Source organism: Erythrobacter sp. A6_0 (assembly GCF_017744235.1).
Classification (GTDB): domain Bacteria; phylum Pseudomonadota; class Alphaproteobacteria; order Sphingomonadales; family Sphingomonadaceae; genus Qipengyuania.
The window spans coordinates 130,650-152,762 of record NZ_JAGHQR010000003.1 but is presented as its reverse complement, the minus strand read 5'-3'; the positions used below and the strand labels follow the sequence as shown (position 1 = coordinate 152,762).

Here is a 22,113-nt window from a genome sequence, read left to right as displayed (position 1 = left end):
CGGCTTCCCTACGGCAGCAAATGCCCAGCCCGGTCGCGTTTGGTGGCGAGGTAGTGGGCGTTATGCGGATTGTCGGGCAGGGCGTGGGGAACGCGTTCGGTAACCGTCACGCCCTCGGCTTCCAGCGCCGCGACCTTTGCGGGATTGTTCGTCATCAGCCGGATGCTCGGCACCCGCAGCAGGTCGAGGATGCGCGCAGCGGTCGGGAAATCACGCGCTTCGTCGGGCAGGCCCAAGCGCGTGTTGGCATCGACCGTATCGTGCCCCTGATCCTGCAGGGCATAGGCGCGCAGTTTGTTGACGAGGCCGATCCCGCGCCCTTCCTGCCGCATATAGAGCAATACGCCCCAGCCCTCACTCTTCGTCTCGTCCGCCATCGCATGGAGCGCGGCGTCCAGTTGTGGGCCGCAATCGCATTTGAGGCTGCCGAGGACGTCGCCGGTCAGGCACTCCGAATGCAGGCGCACCAGCGGCGGCGTGTCGGATCGTCGCTGGCCCAAGATCAGCGCGACATGCTCCCGCGTATCGGCGGGGCTGCGAAAGGCGACGATCTCCGCATTCTCGAACGCTTCGACGGGCAGGCGCGCGCGAGAAGCGACGATGAGGTTGGCCGGATCGGCATAGGCGCGCGCATCGGCCAGCGTCAGCGCGACCGGTGGCTCCGCCCCTTCGGGAGCGACCAGAAAGGCGGGAAGGATGCCTGCGATCCGCGCCAGGTCCAGCGCGGCGCGCGCCTGGTCCGCCCAATCATCATGCGGCAGCGCCTTGAACGGCCCCTTCATCGGCCGCGCCAGATCGAGCGCGGGATCCGCCACCGCCAGCGCGGCATCACGCGAGAACCGCTCGGCCCCGCGCAGCAGCACCGGCTCGCCGGGAATGGCCGCGTCGCGCTGATTGGCGAGTTTCAGAGTACCGGCGCGGCTGGCGGAAATCAGCAGCGTTTCGGACGCGATCGCATCGTCGTAACAGGTCTCGATCGGCTGCAGGACCGGCCCGCCGTCCAGATGGATCGGCCAGCCATGGCGCAGCGCATCGACGCCCTGCGCCGCGCGACGCGGAGAAGGGGCGGCCTCGCTCAGAGCGCGAATTCCGTGACGAGGGGCACGTGATCGCTCGGCTTTTCCCAATCGCGAGCGTTTTCGTGGACGTGATGGCCCACGCTCTGCGCGGCCAATTCGGGGCTCGCCCACATATGGTCGAGCCGGCGCCCGCGATCGTTCACCTTCCAGTCCTTGGAACGATAGCTCCACCAGCTGTAATAGCGTTCCGGCGCGGCGATATGCTGGCGCCCGATATCGGCCCAGCCATGTGCGTCCATGAAGCGTTGCAGCGTCTCGACCTCTACGGGCGTGTGGCTGACCACCTTCAGCAATTGCTTGTGGCTCCAGACGTCGCTTTCGAGCGGGGCGACGTTGAAATCGCCCACGATCAGCGTGGGGCGGTCGACCGTATCGGCCCAGCGCGTCATCCGCTCGAAGAAGTCGAGCTTCTGGCCGAATTTCACATTCTGCTCGCGATCGGGAATGTCGCCGCCCGCAGGCACGTAGACGTTTTCGACGATCATCCCCTGATGTGCGGGATCGGTCAGTTCCACCCCAATATGGCGCGCTTCGCCATTGTCCTGCCAGTCATGCTTGGAAAAATCGCGGATCGGCACTTTCGCCACTGTGGCGACGCCGTGGTAGCCCTTCTGGCCGTGCACGGCGAAATGCTCGTAACCGAGGGCGCGGAACGCTTCGTAGGGGAACTGGTCCTCCTGGCATTTGATCTCCTGCAGGCAGAGCACGTCGGGTGCCTGCTCGGTCAGGAACCGTTCGACGATCGGCATGCGCAGGCGCACCGAGTTGATGTTCCAGGTCGCGACGGAGAGGTTCGGGGAGGCCATGGGGCGCGACTTAGGCATACGCCGCGCGGGGGGCAAGTTTCACCGTTTCGCCACACGCGAATGTCACCTAGGGCGAAGCCATACAGGTGTGAGGAGATTGAGGATGGCGTTTCGCCGCAAAACCGCGCTGGCCGCTTGCGTTTTCACGTTGGCTCTGGGGGCGTGCGCCACCACGCAAGGGTCGACGGCTCCCGTCGCGTCGGCCTCTCCGGTGGCTCCGGCGCAGACGGAGGCCAAGGCAAAGAACGTCATTCTCTTCATCGGTGACGGGATGGGGATTTCCACGATCACCGCCGCGCGCATCTACGCAGGGCAGAAGCTCGGCAAATCGGGCGAGGAGCATGTGCTCCCGTTCGAAAATTTCGAGAATGTCGCGCTGGTAAAGACTTACAACACCAACGCGCAGACCCCCGATAGCGCGGGCACCGCCACGGCGATGCATTCGGGCGTGAAGACCAAGATCGGCATGCTCGGCATGGGGCCGGAAGCCATCACCGGCGATTGCGCCAGCGGGCGGGGGCATGAACTGCCGCTGCTGGGCGAAGAAGTGAAGCGGCGGGGACTCGCACTCGGGATCGTCAGCACCGCGCGGATCACCCATGCGACGCCCGCTTCGGTCTATGCCCGCAGCGTCGATCGCAATTGGGAAGCCGATATCGGCATTCCCGAAGGCCAACGCGGCCAGATGTGCCGCGATATCGCGCTGCAATTGGTCGAGAGCGATTTCGATCTGGCGCTGGGCGGCGGGCGCGCAGCGTTCTTCGGCGCGGACGGAAGCGGCCAGCGCATGGCGGCAGATGGCGACCTGCCGCGCGACTGGGCGGCGCGCACCGGCGGCAGCTATGTGCGCACGGCGGACGAACTGGCCGCCGCGCCCGCGAACCGCCCCGTGCTCGGCCTCTTTTCGCCAAGCCACATGACCTACATGGTCGATCGCAAGCCGGATACGACCGAGCCGACCCTGACCGATCTGACCGCCACGGCGATCGCACGGCTCCGGTCCGATCCGCAGGGGTATTACCTGATGGTCGAAGGCGGGCGAATCGATCACGGCCACCATGCGGGCCAGGCGGGCTATGCGCTTGAAGAGGCGGTCGAATTCGCGCGTGCGATCCAATACGCGATCGACAACACCGATCCGGAAGAAACGCTGATCATGGTGACTGCCGATCACAGCCACGTCTTCACCATTGCGGGCTATCCCCGGCGCGGGAACGACATCCTCGGCCTCGTCCACCCGCCCGAAGGCGGCGGGGAGGATGGCGATACGGGCGATGGCCCCTCGCTGGCATCGGACGGCAAGCCCTACACCACGCTCGGCTACGCCAATGGTCCCGGTGCGGTGAAGGGCGAGCGTGGCGTTCCCGAAACGGGCGTGATGGCCCGCCAGCAGGCGCTCGTGCCGATGGGATCGGAAACCCATGGCGGCGAGGATGTCGCCCTCTACGCCCAGGGCCCCGGTGCCGAGCGCGCACGCGGCGTGATCGAACAGAACCGGATCTACGACATCATCCGCAAAGCGTTCGGCTGGGAATAATCCAACAAAAAACCCTCGTGCCGGGGGCATTGGCACGAGGGTTCCTTCTTGCGTTCGTCACGCTTGGACAGAACGGACATCTGTGAAGATCTGGGCAACAGGGGGGAACCCGTCTTCATCCGTCCTGTGAATTAAGTTTTAGGCCTGTCGGGCTTGCTGAAGGATGAACATTCGCCATCCGGTGGACGCACCGGAAGGCCGGTCCATCGCCCATCCGTTTACCGGGGCCGACGGGACGATTTGCGCGGGTCGGAAAAGGTGAATGCGCTGTCCGCCACCGACATGCCGTAGCGGTGATTGCTCAGCCGAACGGTGGTGCGGTTGTTCTGCGCATCGAGCGCAACCCAGTGCGTCAGCTTCAAGCCGCCGGGCGAGGCCGCGTCGCGCTGGAAGATCAGCGTGATGACGCCGAATTCAGGCCGCTTGGGATCGCGGACCTCGACGCTGACGACACCCGAATGGCTGGTCGGAACCAGCTTGCCATACCGCTTCACGTCACGACTGGGATCGAGCAAGGCACCAAGCGGCGAACTGCTGATCGGCCAGCGTTCGACCTGTTTGACGTCGTAATCGACCAGATAGAGGCTCTTGCCGTTCGAGACGACGAGCATCGGCGCGCTCTTGCCGTAATCGAAGCGGATCTTGCCGGGCCGCTTCAGCGTCAGCTGGCCTGCCATGGTCTGGCCGGACCGGTCGGTCTGCGTGAAGTTCGCCTTCATGGTCGATATGCCGCGCAGGGCGGCCACCGCCTTGTCGAGATCGCCGGCCGCCGCGACTGCGGGGGCCGGAGCGGCGATCATGGCGAGAGGAACCGCGGCGCCGACGGCAAGCGTCAGGGCGGCGGCAAGCTGTTTCGTTTTCGAATGCACTTGGGTCATGCTCCGTTGATAGGGTCGGAGCATTGAACCACCACTGAACTGGAGGCGTTCCCCCCGTTCATCGAAATACGCGCTTACTTGATCTTCGCTTCCTTGAATTCGACGTGCTTGCGCGCGACGGGATCGTATTTGCGGAAGGTCATCTTTTCCGTGATGTTGCGCGGGTTCTTCTTCGTCACGTAATAGAAGCCCGTATCGGCGGTCGAGACGAGCTTGATCTTGACGGTGGCAGGCTTCGCCATGGCGTGTTCCTAAAGCTTTCGATGGGGCCGCCGGATTTTCCGACAGGCCAAAAACAAAGGGCGACGCCGCAACGCCGCCGGTCAGGCCGGGGCCATTGGGTGATTCCCGGGGAAAAGTCAAGCGGGCGGGTGCGAACCGGCGGTCCTGCTACCAATCCACCTTGCCGCGCTTGGCCTTGACCGCGCCGCGTTCCTTCTTGGCTTTCAGGCGTTTCACCTTGCCTACCCGGTTGACCCGGCTCTTGGCACGGCGCTTGGGCGGTGTCAGCGCCTCGCGCAGCAGCATGGTGAGCCGTTCGCGCGCGGCTTCGCGGTTCTGGTCCTGCGTGCGATATTCGTTGGCCGTCAGGACGATCTCGCCGTTCTTGGTCAGCTTGCTGCCGGCGATGTCCTTCAAACGCTCGAACGCTTCGGGCGGCAGGCCGATGCGGAACACATCGACTCGCAATTGCACCGCCGTCGCCACCTTGTTGACGTTCTGCCCACCGGGGCCGGAGGAGGCGATGAATTTCTCCTCCGCGATCTCCAGCGCGCGATCGGCGATCTTGCCCATTATGCGGCCGTATCGGCAAATCCGAGCGCGGCGAAATCCGCCGGAAGCGGCGCGACCGCTTCGATCGGAGTCTTGCCTTCGCGCAAGACCGTCAGCCCCGCTGCGTGGAGCATGGTGCGCGGCGCGTCACCCTTGGTCGCGCCGTTCCCGTAGACCGGATCGCCGAGCAGCGGCAGGCCGAGGCCCGCCTCGCAGTGAATACGGATCTGGTGCGTGCGTCCGGTTTCCGGCCGGAATTCGATCAGAGCGCGCCCGTCCTGCACGGTGAGCACCCGCCAGTGCGTGACCGACGGCTTGCCCTTCTTCGCCGCGATCATCCGCCAGCCCTTCTCCGCGCTGCTGATCTTGGAAAGCGACAATTCGATCGTCCCTTCCTCGCCATTCGGGATGCCGGCAAGCACGCCCAGATAGCGTTTCTGGACCAACCGCTCCTCGAAAGCGCGGGCGAAGCGCTTGTGCGCCTTGGGATTGCGCGCGAGGAGGAGGCAGCCGCTGGTGTCGGTATCGAGCCGGTGGACGGGCAGCGGCAGGCGCTGGAAGCCGAGCTTCAGCCCGTCGAGATGATCGTCGAGGCTTTTGCCGCCGCGGCGGGGGCGCTCGATCGGAAGCCCGGCGGGCTTGTCTATGACGAGCGCTTCGCCGTCTTCGTAGAGGATTCGCATCTGTGTCATTCGGTCAATTCCGCTCGCCATAATCCGCGCACCGCATTGCCGAGCCAGAACCCGCCAGCGAGGTCCGCCACAGTCAGTTCGGCTTCCTTCGCCCGGCCCTGTTCGATCAGCGAGCGTCGCAATACGCCGGGCAGCAGGCCGAGCGAGAGCGGCGGGGTCAGCAGGATACCGTCCCGCTCCACGAACAGGTTGGCGATAGAGCCTTCGGTCACCTGGCCGTCATCGCGCAGGAACAGCGCTTCGTCCGCGCCCATGTCGAGCGCGACCATGCGGGCATCCTCGTAAAAGCCGCGATCGGATGTCTTGTGGCGCAGCCGCCAATCGCCCGGATCGACGGGTAGAGGCAGCAGGATACAGCGCGCCGGGTGCTCCGGCTGATGCGGCACCGGCCCCGCCTCCAGCGCGATCGCTCCGCCGCGCGCGATCCGAAGGCGCACCTTGTGCGGCGCGTCGAGATCGAAGGTGAGCGCCTGGATCTGATTTCTCGCCTCGTGCCGGTCGAAGGACAGGCCCAGCACGCGCGCGCTTTCCTTCGCGCGTTCGAGATGAAGTTCGAGCAGCGCAACGCCCCTGTCGGGCGTGAACAGCATGGTTTCGATAAGGTCGAAATTCGGCGCGGTCAGCTCTGGCGAAGAGGCGCGGGCGAATCCGCCTTTCAGCACTGCCTCGCGCCATTCGACCTGGCTGTCGCTATCTGCCACGATTGCGCCGCCCACGCCCAGCACTGCCTTGCCGCGCCCATTCTCGATCTCTGTCAGGCGCAGAGTCCGGATCGCGACGTTGAAGGCCGCGTTTCCGTCTGCATCGATCCGTCCGATCGCGCCGCAATAGGGTCCGCGCGCATCGCGCTCGACCGCGTCGATCAATTCCATCGCGCGGATTTTGGGCGCGCCGGTGATCGATCCGCAGGGGAAGAGCGCGCGCACGAGATCCATCGCGCCCTTTTCCGGGGCAAGCCGAGCGCGCACCGTGCTCACCATCTGGTGCACGGTGGGATAGGTTTCGATGGCGAAGGCCTTGTCGACGCTCACGCTGCCCGGTTCCGCCACCCGGGCGAGGTCGTTCCGCAAAAGATCGACGATCATCAGATTCTCGGCCTTGTCCTTTTCGGACTCCGCCAATTCGTCGCGCAGCGCGGCATCGCTGTCCGCGTCCGATCCACGTGGGCGCGTGCCCTTCATCGGCTTGGTTCGCGCCTCCGTGTCTTTCAGAGCGACGAAGAGCTCGGGCGAGAGGCTGAGCAGCCAGTGCGCGCCATCGAACACCAGCCCGCCATAAGCCGCCTGGGCCGCCGGGCGCAGCGCGGCGTAAAGCGCCAGCGGATCGCCGGTGAACCCGCCCGCCAAGGGGAAGGTGAGGTTGGCCTGATAGATATCGCCCGCCCGGATCGCGTCTTGCAGGTCGGCGAAGGCCTGTTCGTAGGCGCCCGGAGAAATCTGCGGGTCGAGCGGACCGATGCCGGCGCGGCCTGCATCGCCTTTTTCATCGGCGCGCTCGGCCAGAAAACCGGCGACCTCGCCCGCCGGGATACGGCGCGGATCGTCGAACAGGCCGAGCCAGACGAGCGGTCCGGCGCCTCCGCTGCGCGCGGCGGCAAGTGGCGCCAGGCGCGGTTCGAGCGCAAGGCCCGCTTCGTACGCGATATAGCCCGCCAGCGATTTTCCGGTAGCGATCCGCGCGGCATCCGCCTCCACCAACGCATTTTCGACCATGTCGGGTGTGCGCGCGACGAAGACCCGGTGGGGGCTTTCGTAAAGCAGCGCGTCTGCCACGGGATCGGCTTGCACGCCCCCTCTCGTCATGGAGTCGAGCAGGACCATGGGTGGGCGCGCAGTCATCGCGCTGTCCTTTAGCAAGGTGCGCTGTCCTGTCGAGACGCTTGACCCGCGCGCGGCGCGCGGCGAAACCTTCGTGTCATGGACGATATCTTCCTCGGACTGGGCGGCGATGGATCGCGCCAGGTGCTGCGCCTCGACCGCGCCAATCGCCACGGCCTGATCGCGGGTGCCACCGGCACAGGCAAGACCGTGACGTTGCAGGGCCTTGCCGAAAGCTTCTCCACGCGCGGCGTGCCGGTCTTCCTCGCCGATGTGAAGGGCGATCTGTCCGGCATATCGATGGCGGGCAGCCCGCAATTCAAACATGCCGACAAGCTGGAGGCGCGCGCCGAGGAACTGGGGATCGGTCCGCTCCAATATCGCGACAATGCGGCGGTGTTCTGGGATCTGTTCGGCGAGCAGGGCTTCCCGATCCGCACCACGGTGAGCGAGATGGGGCCATTGCTGCTCGCGCGCCTGCTTGATCTCAACGACACGCAGGAAGGCGTGTTGCAGATCGTGTTTCGGCATGCCGACGAACAGGGCCTGCTGCTGCTCGACCTGGGCGATCTCCAGGCCATGCTGGCGCATACGGCAGCAAACGCGAAGGACTTGTCCGCGCGCTATGGCAATGTCACCAAGGCCAGCGTCGGCGCGATCCAGCGCCAACTTCTGAGCTTCGAGGCGCAGGGGGCGGACCAATTTTTCGGCGAACCCGCGCTGGAGATCGCCGATTTCCTTGGCGTGGACGAACAGGGGCGCGGGACGATCAATGTGCTCGCCGCCGACAGATTGATGCGCAGCCCCAAGCTTTACGCCACCTTCCTGTTCTGGCTGCTGGCCGAATTGTTTGAGGCGCTGCCCGAGGTGGGTGATCCAGAGAAACCCGTGCTCGTCTTCTTCTTCGACGAGGCGCATCTCCTGTTCGACGATGCGCCGCCCGCGCTGGAAGACGCGATCGAACAGGTCGTGCGCCTGATCCGGTCGAAAGGGGTGGGCGTCTATTTCGTGACGCAGAACCCGATCGACATTCCCGAAAAGATCGCGGGCCAGCTCGGCAATCGTGTCCAGCATGCGCTGAGGGCGTTCACGCCGCGCGACAAGCGGGCGATCAGGGCCGCGGCGGAAACGTTCCGGATCAATCGCGATCTCGATGTCGAACAGGCGATTACCGAATTGAAAGTGGGCGAGGCGCTGGTCTCCACACTCGATGCGGACGGCGCGCCCACCGTGGTCCAGCGCACGCTGATCGCGCCGCCCCATTCGAGGCTCGCGCCGGTCACGGCGAAGGAGCGCGCGATCGTCAATTCGGTGAGCCCGCTCGACGGAAAATATGACGAGGCGGTCGACCGCGAGAGCGCGGAGGAGGTGCTGGCGCAAAAGGCCGCCGATGCCGCCGCGACGGCGGCAGAGGTGGAAGAGAAGGGACGCAAGGAGGTCGCGAAGCGGGAGCGCAAGTCGACCTCGCTCTGGGGCAGGGCAGGCAAGGCCGCGGCGACTGCGGCGGCGGGCTCGCTCTCCTCGGTCGTGGTGGCGAGCGTGCTGGGCAAGAAATCCAGCGCCGACCCGATCCGCACCGGCGCGACCGCCTTCGTGCGCAACATCATCGGCGGCTTGATGCGCTAGAACGGGCGAGCTTCACAGAGCCGCCCGCTCACGGTAGTCAGCGCTTTATCGTCAGCCCTGCGAGCGGCGCTGGCGCATGCTTTCGCGAGCTGCCTTGCGTTCGGCAGCAGTCACTGTCCCGTCATTGTCGGCGTCCAGACGGCTAAAGCGCTGCATGAGGGCGGCGTCGAATTCGGCGCGGGTCACGGCGCGATTGCCGTCGGCATCGGCAGCGCGCAGCATTGTGCGCGCCTTACCCATGCGCATCGCGGCCCTGCGGGCCGGTCGCGTAGCCGTTTCGGTGCCGGTTCGATCCCCGCGCTGCGCCCGCGCGGTGGCCATTTCCTCCTGCGACAGGCCGCCACTGCCATCCAAATCGAGCATGGCGAAGCGATCGGTCTTCCCTGACGCCTGGCGAGCATTCCGTCGCGCTTCACGCCGTTCCTGGCGTCGTTCGAGCCGCGCTTCGCGGGCGGACTGCATTTCGGCGCGTGAGACTTCGCCATCGCCATTCGCGTCCATTCGCGCGAAAATCCGCTCGCCGCGTTGCTGCATGGCGGCAAGAGTGATCGTATGCTCTGCATCTCGCGGCGCTTGCGCTCGCTCGGCAGCCCGCTCCTGGGCGATGGCGACACCGCCACCGGCGAGTGCCACGGCGGAGAGGGACAGGGTGAGTATCGTAGGTTTCATCGGACGCGCTCCTGCAATCGGCGCCGGGAAATCGATCCGGCGGATAGGCCGGGTGGCGCCAGAGCGGCCCCGCCCATTCGCAGAGGCTATGCCGCCTAAGCTTTCGCCATGGTGAAGGCGTTCAGCTTGTTGCCGTCGGGATCGCGGAAATAGCTGGCGTAGAACACCATCCCGTTCTCGTCCGCATCCCCGCGCGGGCCCGGGGCGCCTTCGTCACCGCCGCCGTTTTCGAGCGCGATTTGGTGCAGGCGATGGACCTGCGCCGTGTCCTTGGCTTCCAGCGCCACCATCATGCCATTGCCGACCGTCGCCGCTTCGCCATCGAAGGGTTTCGTCGCGGCAATCCCCGGCGCGCCGTCCATTTCGCCCCAGGCGATGAAGGTCGGAAACTCCATCATCCGCCCGACGCCCATTTCCTTGGCGATGGCGTCATAGAATGCCGCCGCGCGCTCCAGATCGTTGGTGCCGACAGTCACGTAACCCAGCATAGTGCTTCTCCCTCAAAGTGACTCGCGACCGCCTTTGAGAACATTACAGGAACGCACGCGCAGGGCAAGCCCGATCAGAGCGGCGCGGTTTCCGCCTCCAGCCAGGCGAGGTCGTCCCCGTCCAGTTGCGGCGCCAGCAGCGCGCGGACCTGGGCGTGGTATCCGTCGACCCAATTCCGCTCGCGCGGCGTGAGCATGTCCGTGTCGATCAGTCGTCGGTCGAGCGGCACGAAGGTCAGCGTCTCGAAACCCAGCCAGTCGCCCTCGGCCCCCTCGATCTCGACCGGGACGGTCAGGATCAGATTCTCGATGCGGATGCCGAATTCGCCCGGCTTGTAATAGCCCGGCTCGTTCGAAAGGATCATCCCTGCTGCAAGCGGGGTTCCGGTGCCGGGGAAGGCACCGCCCGATTTCGAGATGCGCTGCGGCCCTTCGTGCACGGCGAGGAAGCTGCCGACCCCGTGGCCGGTTCCGTGGCCGTAATCGACGCCTGCCTGCCACAGATGCATGCGCGCAAGAGTGTCGAGCTGGCCGCCATTCGTCCCCACCGGGAAACGCGCCAGTTCGAGCTCGATATAACCCTTGAGGACGCGGGTGTTGCGGTCGATCATTTCCGGCGTCGGCCTTGCCGAACCGTCCGGCGTTCCGATCCAGACCGTGCGCGTGATGTCGGTCGTCCCGTCTCGATACTGGCCGCCGGAATCGCACAGGAAGATGCTGGCGGGCGGGATCGTGATGTTGCTTTCCTCATCGACCTTGTAATGCGGCAGCGCGGCGTGGCCCGCGGCGGCGCTGATCGTGTCGAAGCTCGTATCCTTGAGGTCCGGGCTGAGGCCGCGGAATTCGCGCAGCTTGGCGGCGGCAGTCAGTTCGTCGATTCCACCCTTGGGCGCTTCCTCGGTGATCCAGCGCAGGAAGCGCACCATCGCCGCTCCGTCGCGCGCCTGGGCGTCGCGATGGCCCTGCTGTTCGGTCGGGTTCTTGATCGCCTTCGGCAGGACGGCCGGATCGGTGGCGCGGCCGATCGTGGCCCCCGCTTCCTTCAGAGCGTGGAAGATGCCCGCCACCGCACGCTCGGGATCGACGGCGACGGTCTTGCCCGAAAGTTCGGCCAGCGCCGGTTCGAAATCCGCGCGGTCGCGCACCGTCACGGCATTGCCCAGATGTTGGGTCAGCCCGGGCGAGATCTTGTCCTTCGCGATGAAGAGGTCCGCCGTCCCGTCGGCGCGCGCGATCACGTAGGAAAGCGCGACGGGCGTATGAGCGATATCGCCGCCCCGGATGTTGAGCAGCCAGGCCACCGAATCGAGCGCGGTGATGATCGTCGCGTCGTATCCCTCCTCTTTCAGCCAGTCGGCGATCTCGGCGCGCTTGTCGGCGCTCGAACGGCCGGCCAGCGTCTCGTCATGCGGCTCGGCGAGCGCGGGGGAGGGTTCGGGCCGGTCGTTCCAGATCGCATCGACCGGATTGCCGTCGACCGGGACCAGATCGATGCCCTTCCTCGCCAGCACCTTTTCGGCCGCTTCGGCCCATTCGATACCGTGCAGCCAGGCGTCGTAGCCGATCTTCGCGCCCTTAGGCGCGTGTTTGGCGATCCACTGGGCGGGGCCGGTAGCGGGCACGTCCTCGTAATCGTAGAGCTCGCCCGAAACCTGTTCGCGCACCTGCACGGTGTAGCGCCCGTCGGTGAACATGGCCGCGCCCTTGCCGCTGTAATCGCCCGCCAGCACCGCCGCGCTGCCGACGCTTCCCTTGAAGCCGGTGAGCCATTTCAGCCGCTCCGCATAGGAGCCGACATATTCGCTCATATGCTCGTCGGAAATCGGGACGACGAAGCCCGACAGGCCCCGGCGCTGCAATTCCTTGCGCAGATCGGTCAGGCGGGCTTCGTGGGCGTTCATCAGCATGGCGGTGTATCCTTTCGTCGGTTCGCGCGGCCCAAAGGGGCAGGCGCGGCTTGCGGCGTGGGGCGCAGCCGCATAATCATTGGCTTCAGTGTAGGGCATTGCGGGGCCGCTTTCCACCTCTGCGCCGCTATCCGAGGGGTTCATCCATGTCGTCCAAGCGTCTACTGGTCGCGTTTTCCGTTTTCGGCCTTTCCGTATCGAGCCTGGCGCTATCCGCTCCGCTCGCCGCCCAATCCGCCGCCAATCAAGAGAGTTCCGTGCCCGCTTCCACATCCGAACCGACTGCGCCCCCCGTCGCCGAGAAGCGCGACTATTCCTACAGCCATCACGGGATCACGATTTCCGATCCCTATCACTGGCTGCGCGATGCGAGCTATCCGACTATCGACGACGAGGACATTCTCGATCACGTCAAGGCGGAGAACGCCTGGTTCGAAGCGCAGATGAAGCCGCATCAGCCGCTGGTCGACACGCTGTTCGAAGAGATGAAGGCGCGGATCAAGGAAGACGATTCCACCGTGCCGCAAAAGGATGGCGACTGGCTCTACTGGTCGGAATTCGAAGAAGGTGCGGAGTATCGCAAATACTACCGCAAGCCGGTGGCGGGCGGGGATACGCAGCTGATCCTCGATGAAAACGCGCTGGCCGATGGGGTCGAATATTTCCGCCTCGGCAGCTTCGCGGTCTCGAAGAACGGGCGCTATCTCGCCTACTCGACCGACACGGACGGATCGGAGCGTTTCACCGCGCGGATCAAGGATCTCGAAACGGGCGAAACATTGCCCGACGAGATCCCCGGCACGCTGTCCGGCCTCACCTGGGTGATGGGCGATCGCGGCCTCGTCTACGGGCTCGCGACCAAGGAATGGCGCGTGGACAATGCGCGCCTCCACGTCATCGGCCAGCCGGTCGAAAGCGATGTCGAGATCTATCACGAGGAAGATGAGGGCTTCCGCGTCGGCACCGGGCTGACCGCGCAGGAAGACTGGCTGGTCATCGCGACGGGCGATAACGAGACGAGCGAGGTCCGCCTCGTCTCCGCCGCCGATCCGACCGGCGAGCAGATCCTCGTCAAACCGCGCAAGAAGGGCGTCGAATACGATGTCGATGTGCGCGGCGATACGGTGTGGGTCCACACCAATGACGAACACGTCAATTTCCGCCTCGCAACCGCGCCGCTCGACAATCCGGGCGAATGGACCACGCTGATCGCGGGATCGGACGAATTCTATCTGACCGGTTTCGACCTGTTTAAGGACTTCTTCGTCACCGAAGGGCGGCTGGAAGGCCTCGACCAGATCCAGCTGCGCTCTTACGTCGAACCCGCACTGGTCAAGCCGATCGCGTTCATGGAGCCGAGCTTTTCCGCCGGGCTTTCGGACAATCCCGAATACGATACCGACCGGCTGCGCCTCTCCTATACCAGCATGGTGACGCCCAATTCGGTCTACGATTACGTGGTCGATACTGCCGAGCTCGAACTCTTGAAGCAGCAGGAAATCCCGAGCGGCTATGATCCCGATCTTTATGTGACCGAGCGGCTGACGATCCGTGCGCGCGACGGGGCGATGGTGCCGGTCAGCGTGGTGCGCCGGAAGGATCGCCCCGCTGAGCCCGGCCCGCTGCATCTCTATGCCTATGGCGCTTACGGCTATGCGATCCCGCCCGGCTTTTCGACCACGCGCCTCAGCCTCGTCGATCGCGGTTATGCCTATGCCATCGCGCATATTCGCGGCGGGGACGATTTGGGCCGCAACTGGTATCTCGGCGGCAAGCTGAACGAGCGGACCAACACCTTTACCGATTTCGTCGACGTGGCGAAGGGGTTGGTGGCGGAAGGCTATACCGCGCCGGGCAAGATCAGCATTTCGGGCGGCTCCGCAGGCGGCGAGCTGATGGGCGTGGTCGCCAACACCGATCCCGATCTGTGGGGCGCCGTGGTGGCGCATGTGCCCTTCGTCGATGTGCTTTCGACCATGCTCGACAAGGATCTGCCGCTGACGCCGGGCGAATGGCCCGAATGGGGCAATCCCATCGAGAGCAAGCAGGCCTTTGCCTATATGCTGAGCTACAGTCCCTATGATCAGGTCACCGCGCAGGACTATCCGCCCATGCTGGTGACCGCGGGCCTCAACGATCCGCGCGTGACCTATTGGGAACCGGCCAAATGGGTCGCCAAATTGCGCGAATACAAGACCGACGATAACACGCTGCTGCTCAAGACCAATATGGGCGCGGGCCATGGCGGCAAGTCGGGCCGGTTCGAATCGATCCGCGAAATGGCCGAGGAAGTCGCCTTCATCCTGTGGCAGAATGGCGGGGCGGAATAGTCTTGCGCTTCACTCGCACGTTCACTGCCGGACCCGACCACATCGACGTGATGGGCCACGTCAACAATGCGGTCTGGGTCCAGTGGGTGCAGGACATGGCGACCCAGCACTGGGACGCCGTGGCGCGGGCCAAGGACCGGGAAGCCGTGGTGTGGCTCGTGGTGCGGCACGAGATCGACTATCGCGGCAATATCGGTCCGGGCGAAAGCGTGACGGGCGAGACCTGGATCGAAGGCGAACCGAAAGGCGCGAAATCGTTGCGACGCGTGGACTTTAAGGGCGCGAACGGGCGCGTGCTCGTCTCCGCCGCCACGACCTGGGCGATGCTCGACCGCGAGACCTTGCGCCCGCTGCGGGTGCGCGCCGAAGTGCTCGCACCCTTTCGCACGGATTAGGCTATTCCGAGTACTTCCGCCGCGCTGCGATATTCGTGGCCGAGTTCGGTCGCGACCGCTTCGTAGGTCACCTTGCCTTCATGCACGTTGAGGCCTTCCGCCAGATGCGGATCGGCCTTCAGCGCTTCTTTCCACCCCAGCTTGGCGATCCTGAGCGCATGGGGCAGAGTGACGTTGTTGAGCGCATAGGTGCTGGTGCGGGCCACGGCGCCGGGCATGTTGGCGACGCAGTAATGGACCACATCCTCCACCACATAGGTCGGATCGGCATGCGTCGTCGCGCGGCTGGTTTCGAAGCAGCCCCCCTGATCGATCGCCACGTCGACTAGGACCGAGCCCTTCTGCATGCGCTTGAGCATATTGCGCGTCACCAGCTTGGGTGCGGCCGCGCCGGGGATGAGGACCGCGCCGATGACGAGGTCAGCGCTGCTGACCGCGTCGAGCAGGTTCGCCGCATTGGAAAACCGCGTGCTGGCCCGCGCTTCGAAATGCGTGCCGACCTTTTCGAGCACTTCGGGATCGCGGTCGAGAATGGTGACATTGGCGCCGAGGCCCACCGCCATCTGCGCGGCATTGAAGCCGACCACGCCGCCGCCGATCACCACGACCTTGCCCGGCATCACGCCCGGAACCCCGCCCAAGAGGACGCCGCGCCCGCCATGCGCCTTTTCCAGCGCGGCGGCACCCGCCTGCACGCTCATGCGCCCGGCCACCTGGCTCATCGGCTTTAGCAGCGGCAATTGCCCGCGCGGGCCGGTGACCGTCTCGTAGGCGATCGCGGTCACGCCGCTATCGAGCAGGTCGCGCGTCTGATCGGGATCGGGGGCGAGGTGGAGATAGGTGTAGAGGATCTGGCCCTGGCGCAGTTTCTTGCGCTCTTCGGCCTGCGGCTCTTTTACCTTCACCACCATCTCGCACTCGTCGAAGATCGGGTCCGGCCCGTCGACGATCTTGGCACCGGCGGCCATATACTGCTCGTCCGTCGCGTCGATGCCGAGGCCCGCACCGCTCTCGATCCAGACTTCGTTGCCCTGGTTGGTCAGCTCGTAGGCGCTTTCGGGCGTCAGGCCGACACGGTATTCGTGATTCTTGATTTCCTTGGGGCAACCGACGCGCATGGGATTCTCCTTCTCGGCCCGTCCGTTACAACTGCAACCGTTTGGCGGCAAGCGGAGTCGCCCGAACGCCACTGCCGCTACGGTTGCACCGCGTTCACGCGTCCCCAGTTAGGGAGCGCAGCGAAAATCCGAGGAATGCTTTCATCCCCCAACTCACATTTTTGATCGCCGAAAGCGGCACGCCTGCCGACCGGCAGGAACGCCGCGCCGATACCGGCAAGAGTTCCGGCGAAACCTATCGCGCGACGCTGAAGCAGATGCGGCCCGGCTGCACGGTCGATCTGGTGCGCCCCTCCGACGATGGCGCGCTCCCGCTCTCGGCCAAGGACATCGCGGCGTACGATGCGGTCTTCATCACGGGATCGCCGCTGCATGTTTACGAGGACAGTCCGGTAGTCGATCGTCAGCTCGCCTTCATGCGGGCCGTGTTCGCCAGCGGGACGCCTTCTTTCGGGTCCTGCGCGGGATTGCAGGTCGCGGTCGCGGCGGCGGGCGGAAAGGTGCGTCGGATGCCCGAACGGTTCGAGGCGGGAATTTCGCGTCGGATCACCAGGACCGCGCAGGGGCGCGATCATCCGCTGCTCGCCGGGCGTCCCGCCGTATGGGATGCGTCCGCGCTCCATGCCGACGAGGTCGAGCGCCTGCCCGACAACGCGCTGGTGCTGGCGGGCAATGCGATCACGCGGGTACAGGCCGCCGAAATCCGCCACGATCGGGGCATCTTCTGGGGCGTGCAGTATCATCCCGAACTGAGCCTGGCCGAAATCGCTGCCGCTCTGCGCCGCGAAAGCGATGCGCTGGTGAAAGCGGATCTCGCGCGGAGGGAGGGCGAGGTCGAGGAGCAGGCCGATCTCTACGATGCGCTTGATTGCGAGCCGGAAAGCCGCGCGCTGCAATGGCGGCTCGGCGTGGACGGTGAGCTGGCGATCGAAGAGAGGCGGCGGCTGGAAATCGCGAATTTCCTCGCCGCCATCCCCTCGCTCGATCGGCGCGCCTAGCCGCCCGGTTGGGCCTCCAGCCCGTCGACGAACTCGGCCCCGGTCACGATCTCTGCGGTCGAGGCGCCCAGCGTATCGCCGATCGGCTCGGCCCTACCGCCCAAGCACGAGGCGAGGAAATTCTCGGTCACGGCGTTGAAGGCGATGTTGTTGGCGGGCTTGGCAAACCCATGCCCTTCGTCGGGATAGACGACATAGGTCACCGGAATGCCGCGCTCTTCCATGGCCGCCACGATCTGGTCGCTTTCCGCCTGATTGACGCGCGGATCGTTCGCGCCCTGGCCGATCAGCAGCGGTTTGGTGATTCGGTCCGCCTTGTAGAGGGGGGAGGCTTCCTTGATCAGCGCCAGCCCTTCCTCCGTGTTGGGATTGCCCATCCGGTCATGGAATTGCGAGATCAGCGGGGCCCAATAAGGCGGAATGGTCGACAGCAGCGTTTCGAGATTCGACGGCCCGACGATGTCCACGCCGCAGGCAAAGGTTTCGGGCGTGAAGGTGAGGCCCACCAGCGTGGCATAGCCGCCATAGGACCCGCCCATGATCGCCACTTGATCGCGCGGCGCGATGCCCTCGTTCACCGCCCATTCGACCGCGTCGATCAGATCGTCATGCATCTTTTTCGACCATTCGAGATTACCGGCATTGATGAAATTCTTGCCGAATCCGGTCGAGCCACGGAAATTGACGCTCATCACCGCATAGCCGCGATTGGCGAGCCATTGGTGGGTGGCATTGTAGCCATAGCCGTCGCGCGCCCAGGGTCCGCCATGGACCAGCAGCACCATCGGCACCGGGCTGTCGGGCACACCGTCTGCATCGCTGTCGCTGCCCGGCGGCAGAGTGAGGTAGCTCGGCAGCGTCAGCCCGTCGCGGCTCGTCAGTTCTAGCGTGTGCATCGGCTGCAAAGGGGCGTCTTCCAGTTCGGGACGCCCGACATAGAGCCGCGCCAGTGTCCCGGCGTCGCGATCGTAGAGATAGGCTGCGCTCGGCTCCACGACCGGGTCGTTGCCCACGATCCATTTGCGATCGTCGTCGGTGCGCGACTGGATGCCGTATTGCCCTTCCAGATTGGCATCGAGGAAATCGAGCGCGGCCTTGATGTCGGGATCGGTCGCGGTCCATTCGGTCTTGAGGTAATTGACCGAATAGGCCTCGATCTCGCCGGTATCCTGATCGCGGATCGAACCGCCGATATCGGCGCGCTCGTCCTCTGCGATAACGCGGGTCTCACCCGTGGCGACATCCATGGCGACGAGCGCGGCGGTGTTCCGCCCGCGGCTGTCGTACCAGTACATGGTCTTGCCGTCGGTGGTGAAACCGGCGGGCGATGTCGTCAGCGAATCTTCCATGTCGGTGGAGCTGAAGGGCTCCGCCGCGATCACATTGTCTTCGACCTTGAAGACATCCATGCCGCCGGTCTGGTTGGGGCGCAGCGCCACCCGCACGTCGAGATTGTCGTCGGCCATGAAGCCGGCATAGCCTTCGTTCTCGATCAGCTTGGTCAGCTCTCCCGAGCTGAGATCGAGACGATAGACGTCATGAAAGCGCGGATCGCGATTGTTGAGGCTGACCAGAATGGCGTCCTTGATCGTGGTCGATGCGCCGATGATCTGGACGCGCGTATCCTCGAACGGAGTCAGCGTGGTTTCCGCGCCCGTTTCCACGTTCACGCCGTAGAGCAGGAAGTTCTCGTCCCCGCCCTTGTCCTGAACGTATAGCACGCTCTTGCCGTCCGGCGCCCAGAAATACTGGCGGATCGGCCGGTCGGTGGAGCCGGTGATGGCGCGCGCTTGATCGGGATCGTCGGCCGGCGCGAGCCAGATGTTCAGCACCCCGTCCTTCGGCGCGAGCCATGTCAGATACGCACCGTCCGGGCTGATCTGTGCGGAAGCGCGCGTCGGATTGCCGAACAGCGCCTCGCGCGCGATCAGCGGATAGGCGGACAGATCCTGCCCGGCAGGGGCGGTCGCGGCGGGTGATGTCATCGAAGGGTCCTGGCTTAGAGCGGGCGTACCGGACAACAGCCCGGCGGCAAGAGCGGTTAGGCTGGCTTTACGAAGCATGGTCATGTGAGGTTCCCCTTATCTGGACGATACACCTGTATTGCCCAGATAATACACAACCGAACCTGCGGTGAAAGCCTTTCGATCGAAAGGCGCTTTCATCGCTCCGTGCGGAAGCCTCGCACCAGTCCGACCACGAAGAGCGACCATCCCACCGTCATTCCGGCACTTCCGCCGAGCACAAGAACCGAGACCATCGTCTGCGCGAGCGGGCCGGCATCGTAACCGGCCCCCGCGATCGGCAGGCTGTCGCCCGCACCAGTCGCAGCCGACAGGGTGAGGCCGAACCAGAGGGAGTAGATGCCCGCCGCCACGCTCCAGCGCGCCATGGCGGACCAGAGCGAGGGAAGCGCGACCCAGCGCCAGACCAGGCCGAAGATCATCAGTGCCATGCCGCTCTGAACGGCGGTTAGATGCGCCGACAGCGCCATGCGCGGATTGAGGAAGGACTGGACCAGCGCACCCTCGATCAGGCCCAGCAGGAACAGGATTGCTCCGGCCAGGATCGGCATCCGCGCGGCATCCTGCATTTCAGGCCTCTCCCCGTTCGGGCGCTTCGATCCGCGCCGCGCGCCTAGATCGGATTACCGTCGCGATCGCGGAAGATTTCGCGGCGGCCGACATGGTCGGATGCGCTGACGAGGCCTTCGCTTTCCATCCGCTCGATCCATTTCGCCGCCGTGTTGTAGCCCACGCCCATCTGGCGCTGGAGCCACGATCCGCTCGCCTTCTGGTTCTCGAATACGATCTGGCAGGCCTGGCGATATTTGCGCTCTTCGGGATCGTCGCTCGCCGTCAGCTCGTCGTCGAAGCCGAAGCCGCCGCCTTCCTCCGGCTCTTCCGTGACGGCATCGACATAGTCGGGCGTGCCCTGGCCGCGCCAGTGATCGGCCACCGCCTCGACCTCCTCGTCGGACACGAAGGGCCCATGCACACGCACCATCGCACCGGTATTGGGCTTGTAGAGCATATCGCCCTTGCCCAGCAGCTGCTCGGATCCCTGCTCGCCGAGGATGGTGCGCGAATCGATCCGGCTGGTGACCTTGAAGCTGATCCGGGTCGGTAGGTTCGCTTTGATGACGCCGGTGATGACGTCGACCGAGGGGCGCTGCGTCGCCATGATGAGGTGGATGCCCGCCGCGCGGCTCTTCTGGCTGAGGCGCTGGATCAGAACCTCGATCTCCTTGCCGACGGTCACCATCAGATCGGCCAGTTCGTCCACGATCAGCACGATCTGGGGCAGGACTTCGTAATCGAGCTGTTCTTCCTCGTAGATCTCCTCGCCGGTTTCGGGATCGAAGCCGGTCTGGACGCGTCGGCCAAGCGGCGCGCCCTTGGCGATCGAGGCCTTCACCTTTTCGTTGAACGAATGGATGTTGCGCGAATTGACGCTCGACATCATGCGATAGCGTTTCTCCATCTCGCCCACCGCCCATTTCAAAGCACGCACCGATTTGTGCGGTTCGGTCACGACGGGGGAGAGGAGGTGCGGGATATCGTCGTAGCTCTTGAGCTCCAGCACCTTGGGATCGATCAGGATCAGGCGGCACTCGGTCGGCGTGAAGCGGTAGAGCAGCGACAGCAGGATACAGTTCAGCCCCACCGACTTGCCCGACCCGGTCGTGCCCGCGACGAGAAGATGGGGCATGGCGGCGAGATCGGCGATGATCGGTTCGCCCGCGATATCCTTGCCCAGGATCATCGGGAGATTGCCCTTGGCCTCCGCGAAATCTTCCGATTCGGCCAGTTCCTTGAATGCGACAGTCTGGCGGTCCGCGTTCGGCAGTTCGATGCCGATCACGGTCTTGCCCGGGATCGGGGAAACGCGCGCGCTGATCGCGGACATGTTGCGGGCGATATCTTCGGCGAGGCCCACCACGCGGCTGGCCTTGATGCCCGGCGCGGGTTCCAGCTCGTACATGGTCACGACCGGGCCGGCGCGCACCGCCACGATCTCGCCCTTGACGTTGAAATCGTCGAGCACGTTTTCGAGCAGGCGGGCGTTCCGCTCCAGCGCCATCTTGTCGAGCTTCGCGACCTTCTGTTCACCCGGATCGGCGAGCAGGTCGAGGCTGGGCAGATCGTATTCGGCAAACATGTCGCGCTGGCGGGGCTTGGCGGTCGGTTCCGCCCGGCGCGGCGCGGAGGTGGGGTCGGAGATCTCGGGCGCGCGGCGCGGCGTCGCGGGTTCTTCCGCAAGCGGTTCGGCGGCTTCTTCGGCCCGCGCGCGGCGTTCCTTGCGGCGGGGGAGGGGGAGGATCTCGCTGTCGGCGAGCTTGTCCGCGATGCGCGGGGCGCGGCGCAGGAATTCGGGCAGGGTCAGGAATTGCACCCAGTCGATCGCGAAGACGCGCGTGACCAGCGCCGCTCCGCCGAACAATGCGACGATTCCGGCGAGCGCGATGATCCAGCCCGACGCGCCTTCGGGGAAGCGCCCTGCCACGGCCTCGATCCCGCCCGCGCCCAGCAGGCCCGCGAGCCCGCCGAACCCGGCCGGAAGCCCGTTGGCGCTGCCTTCGAATACCAGCGCGAGCACGGTGGCGAGTAGGACCATGGCGGCCAGCAGCATGGCGAAGGGCCGCCACCAGCGGCCTTCATCGGCGGAACTGTCGGTCTCGATCCCGCGCCACAACCGGCGGGCTGAAATATAGAGCAGTGGCAGCAACAGCACGGCGGTGAGGCCGAAATAATACAGCGCGCGTTCCGCCGCCCAGGCGCCGCTCGATCCCATCCAGTTGGCGATATCGCTATCGGCGGCGGCGGTGGACTGGCTGGGATCGGTCTGCGCATAGCTCGCGAGCGACAGGGCCAGGAACAGCGTGCCGAGGCTCAGCACGGCGGCACCCGCGATCTGGCCTGCACGCCGGAGCGAGCGCCGGAAGGCGGCCTTCCAGTCGGTTACCGTCATTGCCTGGCTTGCCATGAAAGATCCTTCC

At 65.3% G+C, this 22,113-nt stretch carries 19 protein-coding genes; 5 read left to right on the top strand and 14 right to left on the bottom strand.

What is annotated here, in order from left to right; all coding sequences use genetic code 11:
• Positions 1-8: 8 nt before the first annotated feature.
• Both ribA and xth read right to left on the bottom strand, forming a co-directional pair.
• Entirely contained in the window at positions 9-1,079 is a 1,071-nt protein-coding gene (ribA, locus tag J7347_RS09590) for a GTP cyclohydrolase II (protein WP_245174023.1), read from the bottom strand.
• Complete coding sequence (xth, locus tag J7347_RS09585) at positions 1,076-1,885, bottom strand: exodeoxyribonuclease III (RefSeq protein WP_209161847.1); 810 nt, start codon at positions 1,883-1,885, stop codon at positions 1,076-1,078. The genes ribA and xth overlap by 4 nt, the downstream gene beginning before the upstream one ends.
• 103 nt (positions 1,886-1,988) lie before the next feature.
• Here xth and J7347_RS09580 point away from each other — a divergent pair, with 103 nt between their 5' ends.
• Positions 1,989-3,422, top strand: a complete 1,434-nt coding sequence (locus tag J7347_RS09580) for an alkaline phosphatase (RefSeq protein ID WP_067682700.1) — start codon at positions 1,989-1,991, stop codon at positions 3,420-3,422.
• Between the two features lie 218 nt (positions 3,423-3,640).
• On the opposite strand, the gene J7347_RS09575 is transcribed toward J7347_RS09580, so the two are convergent.
• The 5 genes from J7347_RS09575 to pabB all read right to left on the bottom strand — a co-directional run bounded on the left by J7347_RS09575 (position 3,641) and on the right by pabB (position 7,604).
• Positions 3,641-4,300, bottom strand: coding sequence for an outer membrane lipoprotein carrier protein LolA (locus tag J7347_RS09575; protein WP_067682855.1), 660 nt, complete (start codon positions 4,298-4,300; stop codon positions 3,641-3,643).
• A gap of 74 nt (positions 4,301-4,374) precedes the next feature.
• On the bottom strand, positions 4,375-4,542 hold the full coding sequence (gene rpmG / locus J7347_RS09570; RefSeq protein WP_067682697.1) for a 50S ribosomal protein L33: 168 nt from the start codon (positions 4,540-4,542) through the stop codon (positions 4,375-4,377).
• A 148-nt stretch (positions 4,543-4,690) separates the two neighbouring features.
• Complete coding sequence (arfB, locus tag J7347_RS09565) at positions 4,691-5,095, bottom strand: alternative ribosome rescue aminoacyl-tRNA hydrolase ArfB (protein WP_209161846.1); 405 nt, start codon at positions 5,093-5,095, stop codon at positions 4,691-4,693.
• Positions 5,095-5,766, bottom strand: coding sequence for an RNA pseudouridine synthase (locus J7347_RS09560; protein WP_209161845.1), 672 nt, complete (start codon positions 5,764-5,766; stop codon positions 5,095-5,097). Before J7347_RS09560 ends, arfB begins: the two co-directional genes overlap by 1 nt.
• Complete coding sequence (gene pabB, locus J7347_RS09555) at positions 5,763-7,604, bottom strand: aminodeoxychorismate synthase component I (RefSeq protein ID WP_209161844.1); 1,842 nt, start codon at positions 7,602-7,604, stop codon at positions 5,763-5,765. Before pabB ends, J7347_RS09560 begins: the two co-directional genes overlap by 4 nt.
• A gap of 78 nt (positions 7,605-7,682) precedes the next feature.
• On the opposite strand from pabB, the gene J7347_RS09550 reads away from it, so the two are divergent.
• Complete coding sequence (locus tag J7347_RS09550) at positions 7,683-9,209, top strand: helicase HerA-like domain-containing protein (protein ID WP_209161843.1); 1,527 nt, start codon at positions 7,683-7,685, stop codon at positions 9,207-9,209.
• Positions 9,210-9,260: 51 nt separating this feature from the next.
• Here J7347_RS09550 and J7347_RS09545 read toward each other — a convergent pair whose 3' ends face one another.
• The 3 genes from J7347_RS09545 to J7347_RS09535 form a co-directional block, all read right to left on the bottom strand.
• A complete protein-coding gene (locus J7347_RS09545; RefSeq protein ID WP_209161842.1) occupies positions 9,261-9,878 on the bottom strand; it encodes a hypothetical protein in 618 nt (205 codons plus the stop codon).
• Between the two features lie 95 nt (positions 9,879-9,973).
• Positions 9,974-10,366: a VOC family protein gene (locus J7347_RS09540; RefSeq protein WP_209161841.1), complete on the bottom strand. Its 393-nt coding sequence runs from the start codon at positions 10,364-10,366 to the stop codon at positions 9,974-9,976.
• Between the two features lie 74 nt (positions 10,367-10,440).
• Entirely contained in the window at positions 10,441-12,273 is a 1,833-nt protein-coding gene (locus J7347_RS09535; protein WP_209162085.1) for an aminopeptidase P family protein, read from the bottom strand.
• A gap of 146 nt (positions 12,274-12,419) precedes the next feature.
• Between J7347_RS09535 and J7347_RS09530 the strand changes: the two genes are divergently transcribed.
• Both J7347_RS09530 and J7347_RS09525 read left to right on the top strand, forming a co-directional pair.
• Positions 12,420-14,603, top strand: a complete 2,184-nt coding sequence (locus J7347_RS09530; RefSeq protein ID WP_209161840.1) for a S9 family peptidase — start codon at positions 12,420-12,422, stop codon at positions 14,601-14,603.
• On the top strand, positions 14,600-14,998 hold the full coding sequence (locus tag J7347_RS09525; RefSeq protein ID WP_197465444.1) for an acyl-CoA thioesterase: 399 nt from the start codon (positions 14,600-14,602) through the stop codon (positions 14,996-14,998). Before J7347_RS09530 ends, J7347_RS09525 begins: the two co-directional genes overlap by 4 nt.
• Here J7347_RS09525 and ald read toward each other — a convergent pair.
• A complete protein-coding gene (gene ald / locus J7347_RS09520) occupies positions 14,995-16,116 on the bottom strand; it encodes an alanine dehydrogenase (RefSeq protein WP_209161839.1) in 1,122 nt (373 codons plus the stop codon). The genes J7347_RS09525 and ald overlap by 4 nt on opposite strands.
• Before the next feature lie 161 nt (positions 16,117-16,277).
• On the opposite strand from ald, the gene J7347_RS09515 reads away from it, so the two are divergent.
• Positions 16,278-17,114 carry a gamma-glutamyl-gamma-aminobutyrate hydrolase family protein gene (locus J7347_RS09515; RefSeq protein ID WP_245173989.1) on the top strand — a complete coding sequence of 279 codons (837 nt, stop codon included), beginning with the start codon at positions 16,278-16,280 and terminating at the stop codon, positions 17,112-17,114.
• Here J7347_RS09515 and J7347_RS09510 read toward each other — a convergent pair.
• From J7347_RS09510 to J7347_RS09500, 3 genes are all read right to left on the bottom strand, one after another.
• On the bottom strand, positions 17,111-19,099 hold the full coding sequence (locus J7347_RS09510) for a S9 family peptidase (RefSeq protein WP_209161838.1): 1,989 nt from the start codon (positions 19,097-19,099) through the stop codon (positions 17,111-17,113). The two genes, J7347_RS09515 and J7347_RS09510, sit on opposite strands and share 4 nt — an antisense overlap.
• A gap of 176 nt (positions 19,100-19,275) precedes the next feature.
• The gene (locus J7347_RS09505; RefSeq protein ID WP_209161837.1) at positions 19,276-19,707 is read right to left on the bottom strand and encodes a hypothetical protein; all 432 of its coding nucleotides are present in this window, start codon (positions 19,705-19,707) and stop codon (positions 19,276-19,278) included.
• A 44-nt stretch (positions 19,708-19,751) separates the two neighbouring features.
• The gene (locus tag J7347_RS09500) at positions 19,752-22,100 is read right to left on the bottom strand and encodes a DNA translocase FtsK 4TM domain-containing protein (protein ID WP_209161836.1); all 2,349 of its coding nucleotides are present in this window, start codon (positions 22,098-22,100) and stop codon (positions 19,752-19,754) included.
• Positions 22,101-22,113 lie beyond the last annotated feature (13 nt).